Origin of the sequence: Amycolatopsis sp. NPDC051371 (assembly GCF_040682155.1) — a bacterium.
In the GTDB taxonomy this organism is placed as follows: Bacteria; Actinomycetota; Actinomycetes; order Mycobacteriales; family Pseudonocardiaceae; genus Amycolatopsis.
In genome coordinates this window covers 1-20212 of the sequence record NZ_JBFBAG010000077.1, presented here as the reverse complement: position 1 = coordinate 20212, position 20212 = coordinate 1, and the positions used below count along the sequence as shown (strand labels likewise).

19 protein-coding genes are annotated in these 20212 nt (G+C 70.2%); 7 read left to right on the top strand and 12 right to left on the bottom strand.

The window, feature by feature from the left end; all coding sequences use genetic code 11:
* The first annotated feature begins 160 nt into the window (after positions 1 to 160).
* Together AB0M59_RS50555 and glpK are read left to right on the top strand one after the other, a co-directional pair.
* Positions 161 to 910, top strand: coding sequence for an MIP/aquaporin family protein (locus AB0M59_RS50555; RefSeq protein WP_364630667.1), 750 nt, complete (start codon positions 161 to 163; stop codon positions 908 to 910).
* Positions 911 to 941: 31 nt separating this feature from the next.
* On the top strand, positions 942 to 2456 hold the full coding sequence (glpK, locus tag AB0M59_RS50550; protein ID WP_364630607.1) for a glycerol kinase GlpK: 1515 nt from the start codon (positions 942 to 944) through the stop codon (positions 2454 to 2456).
* Positions 2457 to 2522: 66 nt separating this feature from the next.
* On the opposite strand, the gene AB0M59_RS50545 is transcribed toward glpK, so the two are convergent.
* The 5 genes from AB0M59_RS50545 to AB0M59_RS50525 all read right to left on the bottom strand — a co-directional run bounded on the left by AB0M59_RS50545 (position 2523) and on the right by AB0M59_RS50525 (position 6826).
* The gene (locus AB0M59_RS50545; protein WP_364630605.1) at positions 2523 to 3326 is read right to left on the bottom strand and encodes a VOC family protein; all 804 of its coding nucleotides are present in this window, start codon (positions 3324 to 3326) and stop codon (positions 2523 to 2525) included.
* An 89-nt stretch (positions 3327 to 3415) separates the two neighbouring features.
* The gene (locus AB0M59_RS50540; RefSeq protein WP_364630602.1) at positions 3416 to 4069 is read right to left on the bottom strand and encodes a class F sortase; all 654 of its coding nucleotides are present in this window, start codon (positions 4067 to 4069) and stop codon (positions 3416 to 3418) included.
* A gap of 84 nt (positions 4070 to 4153) precedes the next feature.
* On the bottom strand, positions 4154 to 4705 hold the full coding sequence (locus tag AB0M59_RS50535; RefSeq protein ID WP_364630600.1) for a hypothetical protein: 552 nt from the start codon (positions 4703 to 4705) through the stop codon (positions 4154 to 4156).
* 186 nt (positions 4706 to 4891) lie between these two features.
* Positions 4892 to 5341 (bottom strand): hypothetical protein, encoded by a 450-nt coding sequence (locus AB0M59_RS50530; protein ID WP_364630598.1) that lies wholly within the window; start codon positions 5339 to 5341, stop codon positions 4892 to 4894.
* A gap of 84 nt (positions 5342 to 5425) precedes the next feature.
* Complete coding sequence (locus AB0M59_RS50525; RefSeq protein WP_364630595.1) at positions 5426 to 6826, bottom strand: NAD(P)H-quinone dehydrogenase; 1401 nt, start codon at positions 6824 to 6826, stop codon at positions 5426 to 5428.
* A gap of 124 nt (positions 6827 to 6950) precedes the next feature.
* Here AB0M59_RS50525 and AB0M59_RS50520 point away from each other — a divergent pair, with 124 nt between their 5' ends.
* The gene (locus AB0M59_RS50520; RefSeq protein WP_364630592.1) at positions 6951 to 7403 is read left to right on the top strand and encodes a gamma-glutamylcyclotransferase; all 453 of its coding nucleotides are present in this window, start codon (positions 6951 to 6953) and stop codon (positions 7401 to 7403) included.
* Between the two features lie 67 nt (positions 7404 to 7470).
* Here AB0M59_RS50520 and AB0M59_RS50515 read toward each other — a convergent pair whose 3' ends face one another.
* The 6 genes from AB0M59_RS50515 to AB0M59_RS50490 form a co-directional block, all read right to left on the bottom strand.
* A complete protein-coding gene (locus tag AB0M59_RS50515) occupies positions 7471 to 8304 on the bottom strand; it encodes a DUF559 domain-containing protein (RefSeq protein ID WP_364630664.1) in 834 nt (277 codons plus the stop codon).
* Between the two features lie 205 nt (positions 8305 to 8509).
* The gene (locus tag AB0M59_RS50510; RefSeq protein WP_364630589.1) at positions 8510 to 9811 is read right to left on the bottom strand and encodes an amidohydrolase; all 1302 of its coding nucleotides are present in this window, start codon (positions 9809 to 9811) and stop codon (positions 8510 to 8512) included.
* Between the two features lie 197 nt (positions 9812 to 10008).
* The gene (locus AB0M59_RS50505) at positions 10009 to 10320 is read right to left on the bottom strand and encodes a hypothetical protein (protein ID WP_364630586.1); all 312 of its coding nucleotides are present in this window, start codon (positions 10318 to 10320) and stop codon (positions 10009 to 10011) included.
* Between the two features lie 49 nt (positions 10321 to 10369).
* A complete protein-coding gene (meaB, locus tag AB0M59_RS50500) occupies positions 10370 to 11365 on the bottom strand; it encodes a methylmalonyl Co-A mutase-associated GTPase MeaB (protein WP_364630585.1) in 996 nt (331 codons plus the stop codon).
* Between the two features lie 3 nt (positions 11366 to 11368).
* Positions 11369 to 13537 carry a methylmalonyl-CoA mutase gene (scpA, locus tag AB0M59_RS50495; RefSeq protein WP_364630582.1) on the bottom strand — a complete coding sequence of 723 codons (2169 nt, stop codon included), beginning with the start codon at positions 13535 to 13537 and terminating at the stop codon, positions 11369 to 11371.
* Positions 13534 to 15369, bottom strand: a complete 1836-nt coding sequence (locus AB0M59_RS50490; RefSeq protein WP_364630579.1) for a methylmalonyl-CoA mutase family protein — start codon at positions 15367 to 15369, stop codon at positions 13534 to 13536. Before AB0M59_RS50490 ends, scpA begins: the two co-directional genes overlap by 4 nt.
* A gap of 98 nt (positions 15370 to 15467) precedes the next feature.
* On the opposite strand from AB0M59_RS50490, the gene AB0M59_RS50485 reads away from it, so the two are divergent.
* The gene (locus AB0M59_RS50485) at positions 15468 to 17225 is read left to right on the top strand and encodes a serine/threonine-protein kinase (RefSeq protein ID WP_364630576.1); all 1758 of its coding nucleotides are present in this window, start codon (positions 15468 to 15470) and stop codon (positions 17223 to 17225) included.
* Here the strand turns inward: AB0M59_RS50485 and AB0M59_RS50480 are convergent.
* Entirely contained in the window at positions 17222 to 17854 is a 633-nt protein-coding gene (locus tag AB0M59_RS50480; RefSeq protein WP_364630573.1) for a MerR family transcriptional regulator, read from the bottom strand. The genes AB0M59_RS50485 and AB0M59_RS50480 overlap by 4 nt on opposite strands.
* Before the next feature lie 120 nt (positions 17855 to 17974).
* Here AB0M59_RS50480 and AB0M59_RS50475 point away from each other — a divergent pair, with 120 nt between their 5' ends.
* The 3 genes from AB0M59_RS50475 to AB0M59_RS50465 are packed head-to-tail and all read left to right on the top strand — an operon-like array spanning position 17975 to position 20108.
* Positions 17975 to 18916 carry a hypothetical protein gene (locus AB0M59_RS50475; protein WP_364630571.1) on the top strand — a complete coding sequence of 314 codons (942 nt, stop codon included), beginning with the start codon at positions 17975 to 17977 and terminating at the stop codon, positions 18914 to 18916.
* Positions 18913 to 19332: an ABA4-like family protein gene (locus AB0M59_RS50470; protein WP_364630568.1), complete on the top strand. Its 420-nt coding sequence runs from the start codon at positions 18913 to 18915 to the stop codon at positions 19330 to 19332. The genes AB0M59_RS50475 and AB0M59_RS50470 overlap by 4 nt, the downstream gene beginning before the upstream one ends.
* Positions 19329 to 20108: a purine-nucleoside phosphorylase gene (locus AB0M59_RS50465; protein ID WP_364630566.1), complete on the top strand. Its 780-nt coding sequence runs from the start codon at positions 19329 to 19331 to the stop codon at positions 20106 to 20108. The genes AB0M59_RS50470 and AB0M59_RS50465 overlap by 4 nt, the downstream gene beginning before the upstream one ends.
* Positions 20109 to 20212: the final 104 nt, after the last annotated feature.

The following is a 20212-nucleotide window of genomic DNA, read 5'->3' as shown; positions in this document are numbered from 1 at the left end:
AACCCTCCGCGATCTTGCCGCGATCTTGAAAAGATTCGGCTGGCCGGTGCTTGGTATCCGCTTCTACGCCCCGGTAACGTCGCGCGGACGTGGGTCGGCAACGGTGCCGTGGCACGCCGTGATCGACCCTGCGCAGAGTGTCCAGTGTGGAGGTGCAGCGGTGAGTGCTGGGGCAATAATCGTCTGGGAACTACTGGGAACGGCCGCGCTGATCCTGCTCGGCAACGGTGTGGTCGCGAACCACGTGCTCCGTAAGAACAACGGTCACAACGCCGGGTTCCTGTTCATCAACTTCGGCTGGGCGTTCGCCGTCTTCACGGGCGCCAGCATCGCCGCCCCGACCGGGGCCCACCTGAACCCGGCGGTGACGCTCGGGCTGGCGATCTCGGGCAAGACGCCGTGGTCCGACGTCCCCTTCTACTTCATCGGCGAGATGGCCGGCGCGATCATCGGCGCTGTGCTCTGTTGGGCAACCTACAAGCTTCAGTTCGACGACCATCCCGAACCCGAAAACACACTCGGCATCTTCTCTACCGCTCCGCAGATCCCGAACCGCGTGTGGAACCTCGTCACCGAGGTCATCGGGACCTTTGTGCTGGTGGCTTGGATCCTGCTCAGCCCGGCGGCACTTCCGGACAAGGAGCAGGTCCCACAATTCGGCAACTCCGCGCTCGGCTACGCGGGCGTCTCGTTCGTCGTCCTGGTGATCGGTACTTCGCTCGGCGGGCCGACGGGCTACGCCATCAACCCGGCCCGCGACCTCGGCCCGCGCATCGCGTACGCCTTCCTGCTGCCGATCAGGAACAAGGCCAACGCGAACTGGGGTTACTCGTGGATCCCGGTCGCCGGCCCGCTCGCCGGTGGCGCGCTCGCCGCGTTGCTCTACCTCGGTGTGCACAACCTGACCTGATCGCCCCACTTACCGAATTCCTGGAGCACAGATGACTTCGTACGTAGCCGCGATCGACCAGGGCACCACGTCGACCCGGTGCATGATCTTCAACCACGAGGGCCGCGTGGTCTCGGTCGACCAGCGCGAGCACGAGCAGATCTTCCCGAAGGCGGGCTGGGTCGAGCACAACGCCGAGGAGATCTGGGAGAACACTCGCCGGGTCGCCGCGGGCGCGCTGGCCAAGGCCGACCTGACCGCGAAGGACATCGTCGCGGTCGGCATCACCAACCAGCGCGAAACCGCGCTGGTCTGGGACAAGAAGACCGGCAAGCCGGTGTACAACGCCATCGTCTGGCAGGACACCCGCACCGACAAGATCGTCACCGAGCTCGGCAACCTCGGCGGCGGCCAGGAGCGCTACCGCGACAAGGTCGGCCTGCCGCTCGCGACGTACTTCTCCGGGCCGAAGATCAAGTGGATCCTCGACAACGTCGACGGCGCGCGCGAGAAGGCCGAAGCCGGTGACCTGATCTTCGGCAACATGGACACCTGGGTGCTGTGGAACATGACCGGCGGGGCCGACGGCGGCGTGCACGTCACCGACCCGACCAACGCGTCGCGCACCATGCTGATGGACCTCGACACCCTGCAGTGGGACACCGAGATCGCCGGCGAGATGGGCATCCCCCTTTCGATGCTGCCGGAGATCCGCTCCTCGTCCGAGGAGTACGGCAAGGTCCGCGAGAAGGGCGCGCTGGCCGGCGTGCCGATCTCGGGCATCCTGGGTGACCAGCAGGCCGCGACGTTCGGCCAGGCCTGCCTTTCGCCCGGCGAAGCCAAGAACACCTACGGCACCGGCAACTTCATGCTGCTCAACACCGGTACCGAGAAGGTGATGTCGCAGAACGGGCTGCTGACCACGATCTGCTACAAGATCGGCTCGAACGACACGGTCTACGCGCTGGAAGGCTCCATCGCGGTGACCGGTTCGCTGGTGCAGTGGCTGCGCGACAACCTCGGCATGATCGGGACGGCGGCCGAGATCGAAGAGCACGCGCGCAGCGTCGAGGACAACGGCGGCGCGTACTTCGTCCCGGCGTTCTCGGGCCTGTTCGCTCCTTACTGGCGTTCCGACGCCCGCGGCGCGATCGTCGGGCTCACCCGGTTCGTCAACAAGGGTCACCTGGCTCGCGCGGTCCTGGAGGCGACGGCGTTCCAGACGCGTGAGGTGCTCGAAGCGATGAACGCCGACTCGGGTGTTTCGCTCACCTCCCTCAAGGTCGACGGCGGGATGGTCGTCAACGAGCTGCTGATGCAGTTCCAGGCCGACATCCTCGGCGTGCCGGTGATCCGCCCGGTGGTCAACGAGACGACGGCGCTGGGTGCCGCGTACGCCGCCGGCCTGGCGGTCGGGTTCTGGAAGTCCGAGGACGACATCCGCACGAACTGGGCCCAGGACAAGCAGTGGGACCCGTCGATGGACGACTCCCGCCGCGAACGCGAGTTCCGCAACTGGAAGAAGGCCGTGACGAAGACCTTCGACTGGGTCGCCGACGACGACTGAGCGGCCTGACCGGCCCGGGCCGGGGGCGTCTTCGGCGTCTCCGGCCCGCGGCCGCGCGGTGTCCCCTCAGTCCTCCCAGCCTTCCGGTTTCCCGGACTGCTCGTTCGGCGAAATGACCAAGAACGGCACTCCCTGGTCGTCCAGGACCCGGACCTGCCGTCCGTACGGTGAGTCGAACGGCCGGCCGAGCGCCTGGCCGCCCAGCTCCACCACCTTGGCCGCGCTCTCGTCCGCGTTGGCCACCGAGAAGTACGCCGACCAGTTCGACGGCACCTCCGCCGGCACCGAATCGGGCAGGGCGCCGAGCCCGCCGACCGGGCGGCCGTCGAGCAGCAGCACCGCGTACGTGAAGTCGTCGTTCGACAGGTCCTGGAACCCGTACCCGAACACCTGCTCGTAGAACGCCTTCGCCGCCGGGTAGTCGCGGCTCATGCACTCGTTCCAGGCGAGCGTGCCGGGCGCCGCCGTGACCTGCGTGCCCAGGTGGTTGCCCGGCTCCCACAGCCCGAACACCGCGCCCGCCGGATCGGCCGCCACCGCCATCCGGCCTTCTTTCAGCACTTCCATCACCGGCACGACGATCTGCCCGGCCGCCTCGGTGATCGACGCGGCCGTCTTGTCCACGTCGGACACCGACAGGTACGTCGTCCACACCGGAGGCATGTCCTGGTCCGGCGGTGTCTGGCCGATCCCGGCGACCGGCCGGCCGCGCAGCTCCGCCATGCCGTAGAAGCCTGTCTCCTCACCGCCCGCCTGCACGTCCCAGCCGAACAGGCCGCTGTAGAAGGCCACCGCCTTCGCCTGATCGGGCACCATCAGGTCCACCCAGCTGGGCGTGCCTTCAGGCCACGGTTCGTCCCGGAACACCATGTCGACTCCCAACCCTCGTCTGCGCCGCCTCGGGTGACGGCCGACACAGTCTTGCACCGGGCACCGACAAAAACAGGGCCGAAGGACTCTCAGCCGCCGATGAGCCGGGCGTACACCACGATGTTGTCGACGTAGTTGTGCGCGCTCCGGTCGAAGACGCCGCCGCAGGTGATCAGCCTCAGCTCGGGACCGGCCGTGTCGTCGTACACGCCTTCGTTTTCGAAGTCCTGCTTCGGCACCTGGTGCACCTTCGTCACCTCGAAGAGCGCCGTCGTGCCGTCCTTGCGCGCGATCGAGACGCGGTCGCCGGCGGCCAGCTCCTTGAGCCGGTAGAAGATGCCCTTCTGGTGGTTGCCGTCGACGTGCCCGAGGACGACGGCCGGGCCGACCTCGCCCGGCGTCGGCGCGTAGGTGTACCAGCCCGCCTGCAGCGGCGTGGTCACCGGCGGCACCTGGATGGTGTTGTCGGCGTTGACACCCAGCGGGACCAGCGACGAGTGCGCGCCGATCTTCGGGATGTCGATCGAGACCGGGTCGGACTTCGGCAGCGCGGCGACGGCGTGGGCGGGCCGCTCCCCGGCCGCGGGCGCCGGGTTCACCGCGACGGCATGCGCGGGCGGCGGCTGCGCGGTCGACGGCCCGGTCCCGCCGCCGAGCGTCAGCGCCAGCACCACCAGTGCGGCCGGCAACGCCACGACCAGCGCGATCAGGTAACCGCGCCTGCTCGTGATCCTCGTGGTCATGTGCTCCCCCTTCCTGCGGGTTTACACGTCTGGGCGACCCGATCGGTTGGGCCGCCCGGACGCTACCCCGCCCCCCTCGGGAGATCAGCGGCGCCGGACCCGCCGGGCCAGCACCAGACCGCTGCCGCCGACCGCGAGCACGCCCATCGCGGCCGCGGCCGCGAGCGGGGTGCCGGAGCCGTCGGCCGGGCCGTCGGTGCCGCCGGTCTGCGGCGCGCCCGCCGGCACCTTGGTGACCTGCTTCGGCGCACCCAGCAGGGTGAACTTCGTGCTGATCTCGGCACCGCCGCAGAAGAACGACAGCGGGTACACGCCCGGCTTCACCGGCTTCACGACTGCGGACGCGACGGCGGCCGGCGCGGTCGCCGGGTCGTTCTGCGGGCCGGTGCGGCGCAGCGAGCCGATGGTGAGAGCCGGCGAAGTCAGGTCATGCGTGCCTTCGGCGGCACAACCCACCCGAATCTGCACCTTCGCGCCAGGGCGGGCGACCTTCGGAATCACCTGGACGTAGGCCTTCGGGACACCCACGTGCTCGGACGGAGCGTCCGCGGCCGGCGACCTGCTCGCCGACGCTGCACCGGGCGCGAGGACGAGGAAGGCCGTGGCGATGCCCGCGACGACAGCGGTGTTCTTCATTCTTTTCTCCCCTGCGGAATGATTGCTCAAAGCAGATCCGCGGACACCGGTCGCAGTTCCCCCTGCCTCGGCTTCGTCCGCTTGCTTATGTCCCCAAGACGTCTCCACCTGCGGAAGGTTGCGCCCGTCGGTCATGAAAAACCGCCCCGGAGCGTGGCCCCGGGGCGGTTCGGCGTATTCGGGAATTCAGCCGGCCATACTGCCGTCGCCCGCTTTCGCCGCCCCCGACGGCACCTTCGAAACCTGCGGCGCCGGCACCGAGAACTGCGTGCTGTAGGTCTGGCCGCCGCAGGTCACGGTCAGCGGGTAGGTCCCGGCTTCGGTGCCCGGCATGAGCGCGGCGTCGGCGCTGATGTTCGCGTCGGCGCCCATGAACGGACCCGGGGTGTAGTTGGAGAAGGTCAGCACCGGCGAGGAGAACGCCGGTGAAGCGCCCTCACACTTCGCCAGCGCGACGTTCGGCGCGTCGCGGACGTACTTGTCCACGAGCGTCTGGTTGATCGCGGTGTTGACGTTGAGCTGGACGCTGCCCTTCGCCGGCGCGGCGCTCGGCGTCGGACTGGGACTCTGCTGCTGCGCTTGCGCCGGCCCCGCCAGCGTCGTCGTCCCGATCACCGCTGCCACAACGAAAACCACCGTCTTGCGCACCTTCGCACCCTTCGCGTCCTTCAGCCTTACAACCGACAAGACGCGACGGGGCGCGACGGGTTGCCTACCGGATCAGTCGAGATCGTCGTGCCGCATGAGCTGGCGCCCGGCCTCGGTGATCGAGCCCGACAGCGACGGGTACACCGAAAATGTCAGCGCCAGGTGGTCCACTGTGAGCTGGTTCTGGACGGCGAGCGCGATGGGAAGGATGAGCTCGCTCGCCTGCGGCGCCACGACGACTCCACCGACGACCACGCCGGTGGCGGGGCGGCAGAACAGCTTCACGAAGCCTCGGCGGAGGCCCTCCATCTTCGCGCGCGCGTTGGTGGCCAGGGGCAGCATGATGGTGCGCGCGGGCACCTCGCCGGAGTCGATCGCCTGCTGGCTGATGCCGACGGTGGCGATCTCCGGGTGGGTGAACACGTTGGCGGCGACGGTCTTGAGCTTGATCGGCGCGACGCCCTCGCCCAGCGCGTGCCACATCGCGATGCGGCCCTGCATGCTCGCCACCGAGGCCAGCATGAGCAGGCCGGTGCAGTCGCCGGCGGCGTAGATCCCGGGAACGGAGGTGCGTGAAACACGGTCGACGGTGATGAACCCGCCGGGGCCGGGCGAGATGCCGACCTTGTCGAGGCCGATGTCCTTGGTGTTCGGGACCGACCCGACGGTCATCAGCGCGTGGCTGGCTTCGATCACGCGGCCGTCGGCGAGGAAGATCTCGACGCCCTTTTCGGTGCGCTCGACGCGGTCGGCGCGCGCCTGCTTCGCGACGGTCGTGCCACGCTGCGAAAAGACCTCTTCGAGCACCGCGGCGGCGTCGGCGTCCTCGTGCGGGAGGACGCGGTCGCGACTGGAGACGACGGTGACCTTGACGCCCATCTCGGTGTAGGCGGACGCGAACTCGGCGCCGGTGACGCCCGAGCCGATCACGGCGAGGTGCTCGGGCAGCTCGTCGAGCTCGTAGAGCTGGCGCCAGTCGAGGATGCGCTCGCCGTCGGGTACGGCGCCGGGCAGGACGCGCGGGGTGGCGCCGGTGGCGATCAGGACGACGTCGGCGGGCAGCTTTTCGGTGCCGTCCTGCGTCGTCACGGCGACCTTGTGAGTCGCGAGGCCGGGCTCTTCGTCGCAGAAGCGGGCTTCGCCGACGATGACGCGGACGCCTTCGCGCTGGACGCGGGCGCGGATGTCGGCGGACTGGGCGAGCGCGAGGCCCTTCACCCGGCCGTGGACGGTCGGGAGGTCGATGCTCGTGTCGGCCATGTCGGTGTTGATGCCGAGCTCGCCGAGGTCGTGCATCTTCGCCAGCGCGCCGGAGCTCGCGATGAACGTCTTCGAAGGAACACAGTCGTAGAGGACGCACGCGCCACCCAGGCCGTCCCGCTCGACGATCGTGACGTCGGCCCCGTGCTGGGCTGCGACCAGCGCGGCTTCGTAGCCGGCCGGGCCACCGCCCATGATCACGATCCTGGTCACCTGGGTCCTCCTCGGAGTGCGTGCGGTGGTCTCACCGTACGCGGCGAAGGTGACCGGACACTGAAGTGGGCGAACACGGCGAGTGCGTCCCCTCGGGTGAGCGCGGGGTCGCTACGCTGTCGGCGTGCCGTTGTATGCCGCGTACGGATCGAACATGGAGCCCGCCCAGATGCTGGAGCGCGCGCCGCACTCTCCGATGGCCGGCTCCGGCTGGCTGGAGGGGTGGCGCCTGACCTTCGGCGGCGAGGACCTCGGCTGGGAAGGTGCCCTGGCCACGATCGTCGAGGACCCGGCCTCCCGGGTCTTCGTCGTGTTGTACGACGTGACGTCGCTGGACGAGACGGGCCTGGACCGCTGGGAAGGCGGCGAGCTGGGCATCCACTCGAAGATCCGCCTACGGGTCCAGACGATGGACGGCTCGGCACTGGCCTGGCTGTACGTCCTGGACGCCTACGAGGGCGGCTTGCCTTCCGCGCGTTACCTGGGCGTGCTGGCCGATGCCGCGGAGGCCGCCGGAGCTCCCGCCGACTACGTCGACGACCTCAGAACCCGCCCCTGCTCCGGCATCACCGGCTGACGAGTTCCGTCTCCAATCACGCGAGTCACGTCTCCAGTCACGCGGGTGACGGGCTCGATCACGCGAGTTACGCCGCTCGCCGGGCGAAGCAAGTCTCCAGTTCGGCGATCACCCGACTCGGATCCCGGAGATCGGCCGCGGTCGCCCGGATCGTGACCCATCCTCGGCCGGCCAACCGCTGGTCGCGTTCGGCGTCTCGCTCCTGCCGCTCCTCATGAGCCGCGAAGCCGTCGTACTCCAGCGCGATGCGCGGCTCCGGCCAGGCGATGTCGAGCACGTACAACTTGCGACCGTTGATGTCGGTGATCTCGAACTGCGCCTCCGGCACGGGGAACCCGGCCTCGACCACGACGAGCCGGAGGATGCTCTCCGGCGGCGATTCGGCCTTGCCCGTGGCAAGCGCCAAGAGCATCTGCGCCCTGTGGATACCTCGCTTGCTCCGGCGGTCCAAAACCCGGTCGCGGACGTTGTCGCGAAGCCTCTGACAGTGGTCGGTCGAGAGCCCGCGCATGGCCTGTTCGAGCGCGGCGAACGCCATCCGCTTGTCGCCGTCGCAGAGGAAATCGGCGAGGGCGAGGTCGAGTGAGAACACCTTGAGCCCGTCGAGTTCGACCACGTCGAACTCCGTGAATTCGGCTCGGTGGATGACCAACCCGAGCCTCGATTCCACCCGCCGGGCGTAGGGCACCGTGACGTGCACGACGGTGTCGTTGATGGCCGAAATCCCATGCAGAGCAAGGGAAGTGGCGCCGGACAGTGCGGCGGGCGGACCCACCGCGATCAAGGCGGCCTGTGCCCGTGTCGCGAGATTGAGCGCGTCGGCCGCGTGGATGACCACGCCGCGCCACGGCTGCGCGAGCACGCCGGTCGCCAGCCGTTCGAGTACCGCTCGCCGCCCCAAGACCTTGTCGGCCTCGCGGCGTGAGACGGCTCCGTGTCGTCCTCCCCAAGTGATCACATCAACGAGAATGAGGCCCTTCGCCGATCAAGGGAAGGGCCTCATTCTCGAACTGTGGATAACTCGGTCAGCCTGTGGACAACTTGTGTGCACAACTCCGAACTCGCGTGATTGAGGACGGAACTCGCGTGATTGGAGCCGGAACTCGTCAGGCGAGGGTGGTCAGGGCTGTGTGGACCAGGGTTCGGACTCCGCAGAGCAGGGCTCGTTCGTCCAGGATGAACGTGGGGCGGTGGATGTCGGACTGGGGTTCCGGGGAACCGGACCAAACGCCCAAACGGGCGAAAGCTCCCTGGACGTGCTCCAGGTACCAGCCGAAGTCCTCGCCACCCGAGGACTGCTCTGTCGAGGCCACCGCGCCCTCGCCGAGGGCCGCCTCGGTACCCGCGCGCATCAGGGCCGTCGACTCCGCGTCCGAGACCACCGGCGGGACGCCCCGGCGGTAGTCCAGGGAGAAGCCGACGCCGAGAGGCGCCAGCAGCGACTCCACCGACGACGCCACCAGCGGCTCCAGCGAGGTCCAGACCTCGTGGTCGGCCGTGCGCAGCGTGCCCCGCAGGACGCCGTCCTGCGGGACCGCGTTGGCCGCCTGGCCCGCGTGGACCGCGCCCCAGACCAGCACCGTTCCCGACCGCGGGTCGACCCGTCGCGAGAGCAGCGCGGGAAGACCCGTGATCACCGAGCCCAGCGCGTGGACCAGGTCGGCCGTCAGGTGCGGCCGGGACGTGTGACCGCCCGGCGACGTCAGCCGCAGCTCGATCAGGTCCGCCGCCGACGTCAGGGCGCCGACGCGCATGCCGACCTGGCCGACCTCGAGCCGCGGGTCCACGTGCAGGCCGTAGATCCGCTCGACGCCGTCCAGCGCGCCCGCCGCGATCATGTCCAGCGCACCGCCGGGCATGACCTCCTCGGCGGGCTGGAAGATCAGCCGGACGCGGCCTGGCAGCTCCGGAGCGCCGGCCAGGGCGCGGGCCGCGCCCAGCAGGATCGCCGTGTGGGCGTCGTGGCCGCACATGTGGGCCGCGCCCTCGACGGTCGACGCGAAGGGCAGCCCGGTCGACTCGGTGAGCGGCAGGGCGTCCATGTCCGCGCGCAGCGCCACGCACCGCTCGCCGCTGCCGATGTCGCAGACGACACCGGTGCCGCCGGGCAGCACCCACGGCTTGAGCCCGACGGAGCGCAGCAACGTGACGACCAGCTCCGTGGTCGCGAACTCGTGCCGCGACAGCTCCGGGTGCGCGTGGATGTGCCGGCGCCAGGCGAGCACGTCGGTCGCGTTGGCGCGCAGCCAATCGTCGAGCCAGAACGGGCCACGGCCCGCACCAAGGTCCTCCACAGGAGCCATGCTTACGCCGGCTTCGGAAATCAGCGCTTCGGACCCCTCCATGGGGTTGATGATGCGCCCGTGGGGGTCGCCTGGAACGTCCGGTCGTGAGTCGAGCACCGTCACGCCGCACCTCCTCCCGCAACACGGGTAACCCGGGCAGCGGCTGGGGTCACGCAACGTGCCGATCGATCTGTCGTACGCATTTGCAGACGATCGTGCACCATGCAGGCGGCAACGCGCGCCTCGAAAACGGCCGTCCTAGATGGCCGGTACCGGATCTGCGTTGAACGGCGTGCAGTACTTCGGCATAGCCGAACGCGTCAGGAGCTCTTGGCTTTCTTCGAACGGATCCGCCTGCCCCAGATCACGATGCCGAGCAGCGCCACCGCGACGACGCCCGCGATCAGCTTGTTCTTGGTCTTTTCGGTGTTGGCCTTGTCCGTCTGGGCCGGGTCGAGAACCGGGCCCGGCGGCTGCGTCTGCGTCTGCACCGGGACCAGCGCGACGGAGGCGTGCGCGACCGTCACCGTGGCCGGGTTGTGCAGACGCACCGGTTCGGCGGACGCCGGCTGCGCGGTGACCAGCACCACGCCCAGCACCCCGGCCAGGACCAGACCCCGCAGTTTCGCCATGTCATCCCTTCGCCACGACCAGGCATTCTCCCGCGGAACGCCCGGCGCGTCAGCCCCCACGCGGTGGACCGAACGCGTCGAGGATCCGCTGAGCACCGAGGGTAGCCGTCAGCTCACCGTCCCGCACCGCCCGTTCGACGTCGGGAACGACCGTTCGCACGTCCGGATGCGCCGCCAGGCGACTCAGCAGTTGTTCGCGAACCATCGCCCACGTCCAGTCGACCTGCTGCCGGCGGCGCCGGGCGTCGAGCTCGCCGGACGCCGTGAGCGTCTCGCGGTGCTGCTCGATCGCGCCCCAGACCTCGTCCAGCCGCAGGTTGTGCAGGCCGCTGCAGGTCAGCACGGGTGGCGTCCACGACGCTTCCGGCCCGTAGATCATCCGCAGCGCGCCGGACAGCTCCCGGGCCGCGCGACGAGCGTCGCGTTCGTGGTCGCCGTCGGCCTTGTTGACGGCGATGACGTCGGCGAGCTCCAGTACGCCCTTCTTGATGCCCTGGAGCTGGTCACCCGTGCGCGCGAGCGTCAAGAACAGGAAGCAGTCGACCATATTCGCGACGGTCACTTCGGACTGTCCTACCCCGACAGTCTCGACCAGCACGGTGTCGTAGCCGGCCGCTTCCATCAGCACGATCGTCTCGCGCGTCGCCCGCGCGACACCGCCGAGCGTCCCGGACGTCGGCGACGGCCGGATGAACGCCCGCTCGTCGACCGCCAGGCGCGCCATCCGGGTCTTGTCGCCGAGGATCGACCCGCCGGTGCGCGTCGACGACGGGTCGACTGCCAGCACGGCGACGCGGTGCCCGGCCGCGGTCAGGTCGGTGCCCAGCTGGTCGATGAATGTCGACTTGCCGACACCAGGAACGCCCGTAATACCGATCCGCCGCGCGCCACCGGACGACGGCAGCAGCTCGATCAGCAGCTCCTGCGCCTGCGCCCGGTGGTCCTCCCGCTGCGACTCGACCAGTGTGATCGCCTTCGACAGCGTCCCGCGGTCCCCCGCCAGCACGCCCTTGGCGTAGGCGGTGACGTCGATCTTGCGCGGCAAGGGTCAGGACTCCTGCGCCGTCAGCTGGCCGAGCAGGTCGATGGCCGCGTCCGCGAGCACCGTGCCGGGCCCGAAGATCGCGGCCGCGCCGGCCTCGCGCAGCGCCGGGTAGTCCTGCGGCGGAATGACGCCGCCGACCACGACCATGATGTCCTCGCGGCCCAGCTCGGCGAGCTCGTGGCGCAGCGCGGGCACCAGCGAGAGGTGCCCGGCGGCCAGTGAGGACACCCCGACGACGTGCACGTCCGCCTCGATCGCCTGCCGCGCGACCTCGGCCGGGGTGGAGAACAGCGGGCCGACGTCGACGTCGAAGCCGATGTCGGCGAAGCCGGTGGCGATCACCTTCTGACCGCGGTCGTGGCCGTCCTGGCCCATCTTCGCAACCAGGATGCGGGGACGGCGGCCCTCCTCCTCGGCGAACTTCTCGACCAGCTCACGGGCCTGTTCGACGTTCTGCGACTTACCCACCTCTTCGCGGTAGACGCCCGAAATCGTCCGGATCTGCCCGGAGTGGCGCCCCCAGAGCTTCTCGAGGGCGTCGGAGATCTCGCCGACGGTGGCCTTCGCGCGGGCCGCGCCGATGGCCAGCTCCAGGAGGTTGCCGCCGTTGCCGGCGCCCTCGGTGAGCCGCCGCAACGCGTCTTCCGTCGCAGCGGGATCACGCTCGTCGCGCAGCCGCCGCAACTTCTCCAGCTGCTGCGTACGGACGCCCGCATTGTCCACTTTGAGCACTTCGATGTCTTCGTCGCTCGTGACCTGGTACTTGTTGACGCCGATCACGGGCTGCCGGCCCGAGTCGATGCGTGCCTGGGTCCGCGCGGCGGCCTCTTCGATGCGCAGCTTCGGGATGCCCGCGTCGATCGCCTTGGCCATGCCGCCGGCCTGCTCGACCTCGCTGATGTGGCCCCACGCCTTGCGCGCGAGGTCGTAGGTCAGCTTCTCGACGAACGCACTGCCGCCCCACGGGTCGATGACGCGCGTGGTGCCGGACTCCTGCTGCAGCAGCAGCTGCGTGTTGCGGGCGATCCGCGCGGAGAAGTCCGTCGGCAGCGCGAGGGCTTCGTCGAGGGCGTTCGTGTGCAGCGACTGCGTGTGCCCCTGGGTCGCGGCCATCGCCTCGACGCACGTGCGGACGACGTTGTTGTAGACGTCCTGCGCGGTCAGCGACCAGCCCGACGTCTGGGAGTGCGTCCGCAGTGACAGCGACTTCGGCGAAGCAGGATTGAAGCCCTTCACGAGCTTCGCCCACAGGAGACGCGCCGCCCGCAGCTTCGCGACCTCCATGAAGAAGTTCATGCCGATCGCCCAGAAGAACGACAGCCGCGGTGCGAACTTGTCGACGCCCAGCCCGGCGTCGACGCCCGAGCGGAGGTACTCGACGCCGTCGGCGAGCGTGTACGCCAGCTCGAGGTCGGCGGTCGCCCCGGCTTCCTGCATGTGGTAGCCGGAGATGGAGATCGAGTTGTACTTCGGCATGTGCTGCGAGGTGTAGGAGAAGATGTCGGAGATGATCCGCATCGACGGCTGCGGCGGGTAGATGTAGGTGTTGCGGACCATGAACTCCTTGAGGATGTCGTTCTGGATGGTCCCCGCGAGCTGCTCCGGCTTCACCCCCTGCTCCTCGGCCGCGACGACGTAGAGCGCCAGCACCGGCAGCACCGCGCCGTTCATCGTCATCGACACCGACATCTTGTCGAGCGGGATGCCGTCGAAGAGCTGCCGCATGTCGTAGATGGAGTCGATCGCGACGCCCGCCATGCCGACGTCGCCGGACACGCGCGGGTGGTCGGAGTCGTAGCCGCGGTGGGTGGCCAGGTCGAAGGCGACCGAAAGGCCCTTCTGGCCGGCCGCGAGGTTGCGCCGGTAGAAGGCGTTGGACTCCTCGGCGGTGGAGAACCCGGCGTACTGGCGGATGGTCCACGGCTGGTTGACGTACATCGTCGGGTACGGCCCGCGCAGGAAAGGCGCGACGCCCGGGTACGTGCTCAGGAAGTCCACATCGGACAGATCGGCGGCGGTGTAGACCGGCTTGACGCCGATGCCCTCGGGCGTCTCCCAGGCCAGGGCGTCCGGGCCCTTGCCGGTCGCGTTCTCCACCGCACGCGCCCAGGCGTCGCGGTCACCCGGCGAAGGCGTGCCGAGGTCGAGGCCGGCGAAGTTCGGGATGGTCATCGCGCAACTCCCAGCTTGGCGTGCAGGTCGTTCAGGACGTCGAGGGCGTCGCAGCCGGCGAAGACGTTGCCGTCCACGCCGTCGAAAGAGCCCTTGCCCGCCAGTAGTACGTAGTCGGCACCGAGCGACGCGGCGACCTCGGCCGCGGAAGCCGCGTAGGCGTCATCGGTGCCACAAATGCAGGCGATGCGAGCGCCGGACGCCGTGAACGCGCCGGGCAGGTCGTCCGTCGCGCCCGGGTTGACGGCTTCGATTCCGCCCGCCTGGAAGAGGTTGGCGGCGAAGCCGGCCCGCGCGGTGTGGGCGGCGACCGCGCCGAGCGTCGCGAGGAAGATCTTGGGCCGCGAACCGTGCGAAGCGAGGTACGCGTCCGAAGCATCGCGAAGTGCTTCGAAGCCTTCGGCGTACCGATGCCTCGGCAGCCCACCTTCCACAGTGGATTCCACCGGCTGCCTGACCACCGGCTTCTCGGCCAGGTTCGGGAACTCGCTGACGCCGGTGAGCGGGTCGCGCCGGGTGGCGATCCGCTTCGAGCGCTTCTCCCACGTCTCGGACAGCCGGCCGGCCAGCGCGCCGGAAGCAAGCTCGGCCACCAGGCCGCCCGCGCCCTCGATGGCGGTGAACTCCGCCCAGGCCGCGTGCGCGAGGTCGTCGGTGAGCTTCTCGACGTACCAGGAGCCGCCCGCCGGGTCGACCACACCGGCCAGCTTGGACTCCTCCAGCAGCACGGCGTGGGTGTTGCGGGCGATCCGCGCGGAGAACGCGTCGGGACGGCCGATCGCGGCGTCGAACGGCAGCACGGTGACCGCGTCCGCGCCGCCGACACCCGCGCCGAAGCAGGCGACCGTCGTGCGCAGCATGTTCACCCAAGGGTCGCGCCGGGTCAGCATCGACGGCGACGTCACGGCGTGCTGGCGCATCGGCGAGGAGAGGCCGCACACCTCGGCGACGCGGGCCCACAGGCGACGCGCCGCGCGCAGCTTCGCGATGGTGGAGAACTGGTCGGCGGTCGCGGCGACGCGGAACTCGAGCTGCCCGGCCGCGGTCTCGGCGTCGAGGCCCGCGTCCGTCAAAGAACGCAGGTAGGTGACGCCCGCGGCGACGAGCGCGCCCAGCTCCTGCGCGTCCGAACCGCCGGCTTCGTGGAACGGCAGGCCGTCGGCGACGACCGTCCGCACCTTCGGGTACTTCGCGGCGACACGCGCGGCGAGCGCGGCGGCCGGTTCGAGCGCGACGGCCGAGCCGCTGCGCGCCGCGAGCCCGATCGGGTCGGCGCCCAGCACGGCGGTGGCTTCGCTCGCCGGGATCTCCCGCTCGGCGAACAGCTCGAACAGCGCGTCGGCGGCGGCTTCGTACGAGGCACCCGCGTCCAGGACCACCGGCGCCAAGTCGAGGTAGACCTCGTTGAGCGCGTCGGCGAGCGACCCGGGCGGGACGGACAGCCAGATCGACGTCACGCCGCCTTCGAGGTCGGCGAGGATCGCGCGGTTGACCTCGCGCGCGTCGTCGCCGGTGAAGCGGGCCCGGACGTCCCAGCCCGTGCTGACCTGGCCTTCCGCACGGGAACCGCGCACGAACGGCGGCAGTCCCGGGAAGCCGGTTTCGCCCGGCACGTCCTCGGCTGTGTACAGCGGCTGGATCTCGATCCCGTCGTACGTCCGCGTGACGAGCTTGCTCTCCGGGGCGCCCGTGAAGTCCCCCGGCAATCTGCCGCTCTTGCGCAGGACCCCGGCCACGAGCTCCTGCCACTGCTCGCGCGTCGCCTGGGGGAACTCGGCCGCGAGGTCGAGTTCGGAGATCGGCGCTGACTCCGGACCGGCCACTTCAGTCATACCCAGTGATGGTAGAGGCACGGGCCGCGGCCGACCTGTGAGTCTGGTCGCCCCTGGGGGTGGATAGGGGCCGGAATCGGGTACGACACAATTGGCCCGTGCCCCCCTCCAGCGAAGAGACACGACTGGTCGCCGGTCGCTACCGGCTGCGCTCGGTGCTGGGCTCGGGGTCGATGGGCACCGTCTGGTCGGCGTACGACGAGTTCCTGCACCGCCAGGTGGCCGTCAAGGAGATGAAGGTGCCGCCGGGCATCCCCTCTTCGCAGGCCGACGAGCTGCGGGAACGCACGCTGCGCGAGGCCCGCGCCATCGCCGTCCTGTCTCACCCGAACGTGATCATCCTGCACGACGTCGCCCGCGAGAACGACCAGCCGTTCGTGGTGATGGAGCTGCTGCCGTCGCGCAGCCTCGCGCACATCCTGCGCGACCACGGGCCGCTGACCGTCGAACAGGCCGCCGCGGTCGGCATCGCCGTCGCGTCCGCGCTGGAGGCCGCGCACGCCGCCGGGATCACCCACCGCGACGTCAAGCCGGGCAACGTCCTGGTCGCCAGCGACGGCCGGATCAAGCTGACCGACTTCGGCATCGCGCGCAACGTCTCCGAAGCCACCATGACCCGCACCGGGATCATGCTCGGCTCCCCCGCCTACATCGCGCCGGAGGTCGCCTCCGGCGGCGCGGTCATCCCCGCCGCCGACCTGTGGGGCCTCGGCGCGACGCTGTTCGCCGCGGTCGAGGGCGCGCCGCCGTACGACGCCGACGGCGACCCCTTGGAGACCGTCGGCAAGGTCGTCAACGGCAAGGTGCCCAAGCCGAAGGCCGGGCCGCTCGCCAACGTCATCTCCGCGCTGATGAAGAAGGAGCCCGGCGACCGGATCACGCTGCGCGAGGTCCGGCACCGGCTGTACCCGCTGCAGACGAAGACGCCACTCGACCTGTTCGGGCCGGACCTGTTCCGCACCCCGGACGGCAAGAAGACGTCCGCGCAGCCGGACGCGACCGACACCCAGGTGATCAAGACCGTCCTGCCCGAGAAGGCGGAGAAGAAGTCCGAGGGGTCGAGCAGCGAGCTCGCCACCGACCCGGGCCCGCTGCCGTTCCTGCGGCCTCCCACAGCGGCGCCGTCGCCGTCGCCTTCCCCGGAACCGGCGACAGTGTTCGTCGCGCCGCCGCGGCTGCCCGGGCGGCGCACCGCCCGGGCGAGCGCCGTGCTCGTCGCCGTGGCGATCCTGCTCTTCCTGCTGGCCGCGGGCGGCGGGTTCGCGCTGGCCCGGACGGTCGGCGGGCAGCCGCTGCTGCCCCCGGCCGCCGAGCCGGCGCCGACGTCGAACGGGCCCACCGAGATACCGCCGCCGACGCTGGTGCATCAGTCCGGCAACGGCAGCTACGTGAACGGCGACGGCGGGCAGTACAGCCTCGACGTGCCGGAGGGCTGGCAGAAGTTCTCCGCCACGCACAACACCAGGTTCGGGTTGAGCCTGGCCGTCCAGTACGTCTCGCCGGACGGACGCCGTTCGCTGCGCCTGGAGCGGCTGGCGAAGTACTTCGACAAGAACGACGGCTACGACGACTACATCGTTTGGCTGCGGCAGTCCTACCCCGAAAACGCGTTCGAGCTCTACCCGGTGTCGACGGCACCGGACCGCAAGAGCGCGACGCTGACCTACCGCCTGGGCGAAGGCGGCACTCTGCCGCAGGGCGAAGGCGCCGGGGGCACCCGCGTGACGTTCATGAAGCTGGTGCAGGCGGGCTCCAGCCTGTGGATCCTGTCGGTCACCGTGCCGGCCGGACAGGAGAGCGCCGGCCAGGTGGACGTCTTCGACCGGGTCACGCCCACCTTCGAGGTCTCGGACTAGCTGCCGGGCGGCCGCCCGAGGACGTCGCGGGACACCTGCTCCTGCGCGAGGTGGCGCAGGCCGGTGAAGATCCGGTCGCCCAGCACCGTGGCGACCAGCCCGGCCTCGATGATCTTGTCGAACGACGTCAGGCCCATCACGACCTCGACGTCCAGCTCGGCGACGCGCAGCGCCAGCGCGAAGTACTCGTCCAAGCGTTCGGCGAGCTTCTCGTGTCCGAGCTCCTTCGCCGTGGCCAGCGCGGCGATCAGGTTGCCGACCGCCCGGTTCTCCTTCGGGTGCCACTTCCACCCGTGGCGCAGCGCCAGGTCGTGGAGCAGCACGGACGCCCACTCGGCGGCCTCGTCGGACACCTCGGGCGGCGCGCCGGCCAGCTCCTGCTGGACCACGCCCATCGTCTCGTGCGGGGTCGCGTCGCCGTCGATCGCGGCGAGGACGGCGCCGACCGAGGCCAGCGGCAGCCCGCCGACCTCGGTGAGGGCCTTGATCAGCCGGAGCCGCTGGACGTGGTCCGCCGAGTACCGGGCCTGGTTGGGGCTCGTGCGCTCGCCCGGCGGGAGCAGGCCTTCGCGCAGGTAGTACTTGACGGTCGCGACCGGCACTCCCGACCCCGCGCTCAGTTCGGCCATCCGCATGTACATCCGCTCCGATCCCAGGGTCGGACTCCGGGTCAACCCTGAAGACTTCTCAGTATGGATAGCTTAACTTCCCATAACGGAGAGCTTGACTATCCATTCTGGGAGGGAACCATGACCATCCTTGCCGACGTCCGGAGCAGAACGCGCGAGTGGCACCGCCCGTCCGCGCTGGCGGCCGCCACCCTGGGGGTGGTGGCACTGCTGTGCGTCGCCGCACTGCTCGTCGACCAGCGGACTCTCGCCGGCGCGCCGATCTGGGCGAAGCCGTTCAAGTTCGCGGTGTCCGGCGCGCTCTACTTCGCCACCTGGAGCTGGCTCGTCTCGCTGCTGCCGCGGTTCCGGCGCACGGCGGGCTGGCTGACAAACTTTTTGGTGCTCATCTTCGCCGCCGAGTACGTCCTGCTCGTGTTCCAGGCCGCTCGCGGCCGCGCGAGCCACTTCAACAACGCGACCCCGCAGGACGCCCTGATCTACAGCGTCATGGGCAAGATGATCATGGGCCTGTGGGTCGCGACGCTCGTGCTGACCGTGCTGGTGATGTTCACGAAGGTCCAGGACCGCGCGAGCTTCTGGGCCGTGCGCGCCGGCGCCGTCCTGTCGCTGGTGGGGATCTCGCTGGGCATCCTGATGACGAACCCGACCGCGCAGCAGCTCGCGCAGTGGAAGACGGGCGGCACGCCGGACATGGTCGGCGCGCACACCGTCGGGCTCGCCGACGGCGGCTCCGGCCTGCCGATCCTCGGCTGGAGCACGGTCGCGGGCGACCTGCGGATCCCGCACTTCGTCGGGATGCACGCGCTGCAGGTGCTGCCGCTGCTGGCCCTCGCGCTCGCGGCGCTGGCCCCGCGCTTCACCCGGCTGCGCGACGACGCCGTCCGCGCGCGGCTCGTCCTGATCGGCGCGGCCGGGTACGCCGGGCTGACGGCGCTGGTCACCTGGCAGGCGCTGCGGGCGCAGTCGATCGTGCACCCGGACGTGGCCACGCTGGGGGCGTTCGCGCTGCTCGTGGCGGCCGCCGGCCTGGGGTCGTGGGCCGCGGTGCGCGTCCGATGACCCTGTTCAGCTTGGCGTTCCCGCTGGCCACGCCGTTCTGGGCGGTGATGATCCTGCTGCCGAAGTGGCGGTGGACGCCGCGGATCATGGCGTCGCCGTGGGTGCCGCTGCTGCCGCTCGTCTGCTACTTCGCGCTCGAGTTGCCGCACTTCGGCGAGTGGGGGCGCGCGATGCTCCGGCCCGACCTCGGCGTGCTGCAGTCGCTGCTGGCCACGCCGTGGGGCGCCGGGCTGGTCTGGGCGCACCTCATCGCGTTCGACCTGTTCATCGCGCGGTGGATGTACTTCGAGGCGCGGAAGCGGGAGATTTCGCCGTGGATCGTGAGCCCGATCCTGGTGCTGACGATCTTCCTCTCGCCGTTCGGGCTGGTGGTGTTCCTCGTGGTGAGGAGCGTCCGGATACGCTCCCTCGCATGAGTGAACACGAGGCCGCGAGCGCCATCGCCCACCGCACCGGCGTGGACGCGCACGACATCGCGGTGGTCCTGGGATCGGGCTGGCGCCCGGCGGCGGACGTCATCGGGGAGTGCGAGACGGAGATCCCGTTCGCCGAACTGCCCGGCTTCACCACGCCCGGCGCGGTGGGGCACGGCGGCACCATCCGCTCGCTGAAGATCGGCGACAAGAACGTCCTGGTGCTGCTCGGGCGGACGCACTTCTACGAGGGCAAGGGCATCGACCCGGTGGTGCACAACGTGCGCACCGCGGCGGCGGCCGGCGTCCGGACGGTGCTGCTGACGAACGCGGCGGGCGGGCTGCGCCAGGGGTTCAAGGTGGGTCAGCCGGTGCTGATCTCCGACCACCTGAACCTGACCGCGCGCTCGCCGATCGTCGGCGCGAACTTCGTCGACCTGACCGACCTGTACTCGGCGCGGCTGCGGAAGGTCGCGCGGGAGATCGACCCCTCACTGGAGGAAGGCGTCTACGCGGGCCTGACCGGACCGCACTTCGAGACACCGGCGGAGATCCACATGCTGCGCACGCTGGGCGCGGACCTGGTCGGCATGTCGACGGTCCTGGAGGCGATCGCGGCCCGCGCGGCCGGGGTCGAGGTCTTCGGCCTGTCGCTGGTGACGAACCTGGCCGCCGGCATGACGGGCGAACCGCTGAACCACCAGGAAGTCCTGGAAGCGGGCCGCGCGGCGGCGACCCAGATGGGCTCCCTGCTGCGCGAGCTGGTCACTCGCGCCTGACGAGTTCCGGCTCCGATCACGCGAGTTCCGGGTGCGCTACTGGGACCTCGACGACCCGGCCCGCGCCGCCGACCTCGCCGGAATCCTGGCCGTGGACCAGGTTC

Bases quoted from the DNA above. Each gene is read 5' to 3' on its own strand.
- AB0M59_RS50535 (WP_364630600.1), bottom strand. From the start codon at position 4,705: ATGAAGAACACCGCTGTCGTCGCGGGCATCGCCACGGCCTTCCTCGTC.
- glpK (WP_364630607.1), top strand. From the start codon at position 942: ATGACTTCGTACGTAGCCGCGATCGACCAGGGCACCACGTCGACCCGG.
- AB0M59_RS50470 (WP_364630568.1), top strand. From the start codon at position 18,913: ATGACCCTGTTCAGCTTGGCGTTCCCGCTGGCCACGCCGTTCTGGGCG.
- AB0M59_RS50545 (WP_364630605.1), bottom strand. From the start codon at position 3,326: ATGGTGTTCCGGGACGAACCGTGGCCTGAAGGCACGCCCAGCTGGGTG.
- AB0M59_RS50475 (WP_364630571.1), top strand. From the start codon at position 17,975: ATGACCATCCTTGCCGACGTCCGGAGCAGAACGCGCGAGTGGCACCGC.
- AB0M59_RS50490 (WP_364630579.1), bottom strand. From the start codon at position 15,369: ATGACTGAAGTGGCCGGTCCGGAGTCAGCGCCGATCTCCGAACTCGAC.
- AB0M59_RS50505 (WP_364630586.1), bottom strand. From the start codon at position 10,320: ATGGCGAAACTGCGGGGTCTGGTCCTGGCCGGGGTGCTGGGCGTGGTG.
- AB0M59_RS50540 (WP_364630602.1), bottom strand. From the start codon at position 4,069: ATGACCACGAGGATCACGAGCAGGCGCGGTTACCTGATCGCGCTGGTC.
- AB0M59_RS50465 (WP_364630566.1), top strand. From the start codon at position 19,329: ATGAGTGAACACGAGGCCGCGAGCGCCATCGCCCACCGCACCGGCGTG.
- AB0M59_RS50480 (WP_364630573.1), bottom strand. From the start codon at position 17,854: ATGGCCGAACTGAGCGCGGGGTCGGGAGTGCCGGTCGCGACCGTCAAG.
- scpA (WP_364630582.1), bottom strand. From the start codon at position 13,537: ATGACCATCCCGAACTTCGCCGGCCTCGACCTCGGCACGCCTTCGCCG.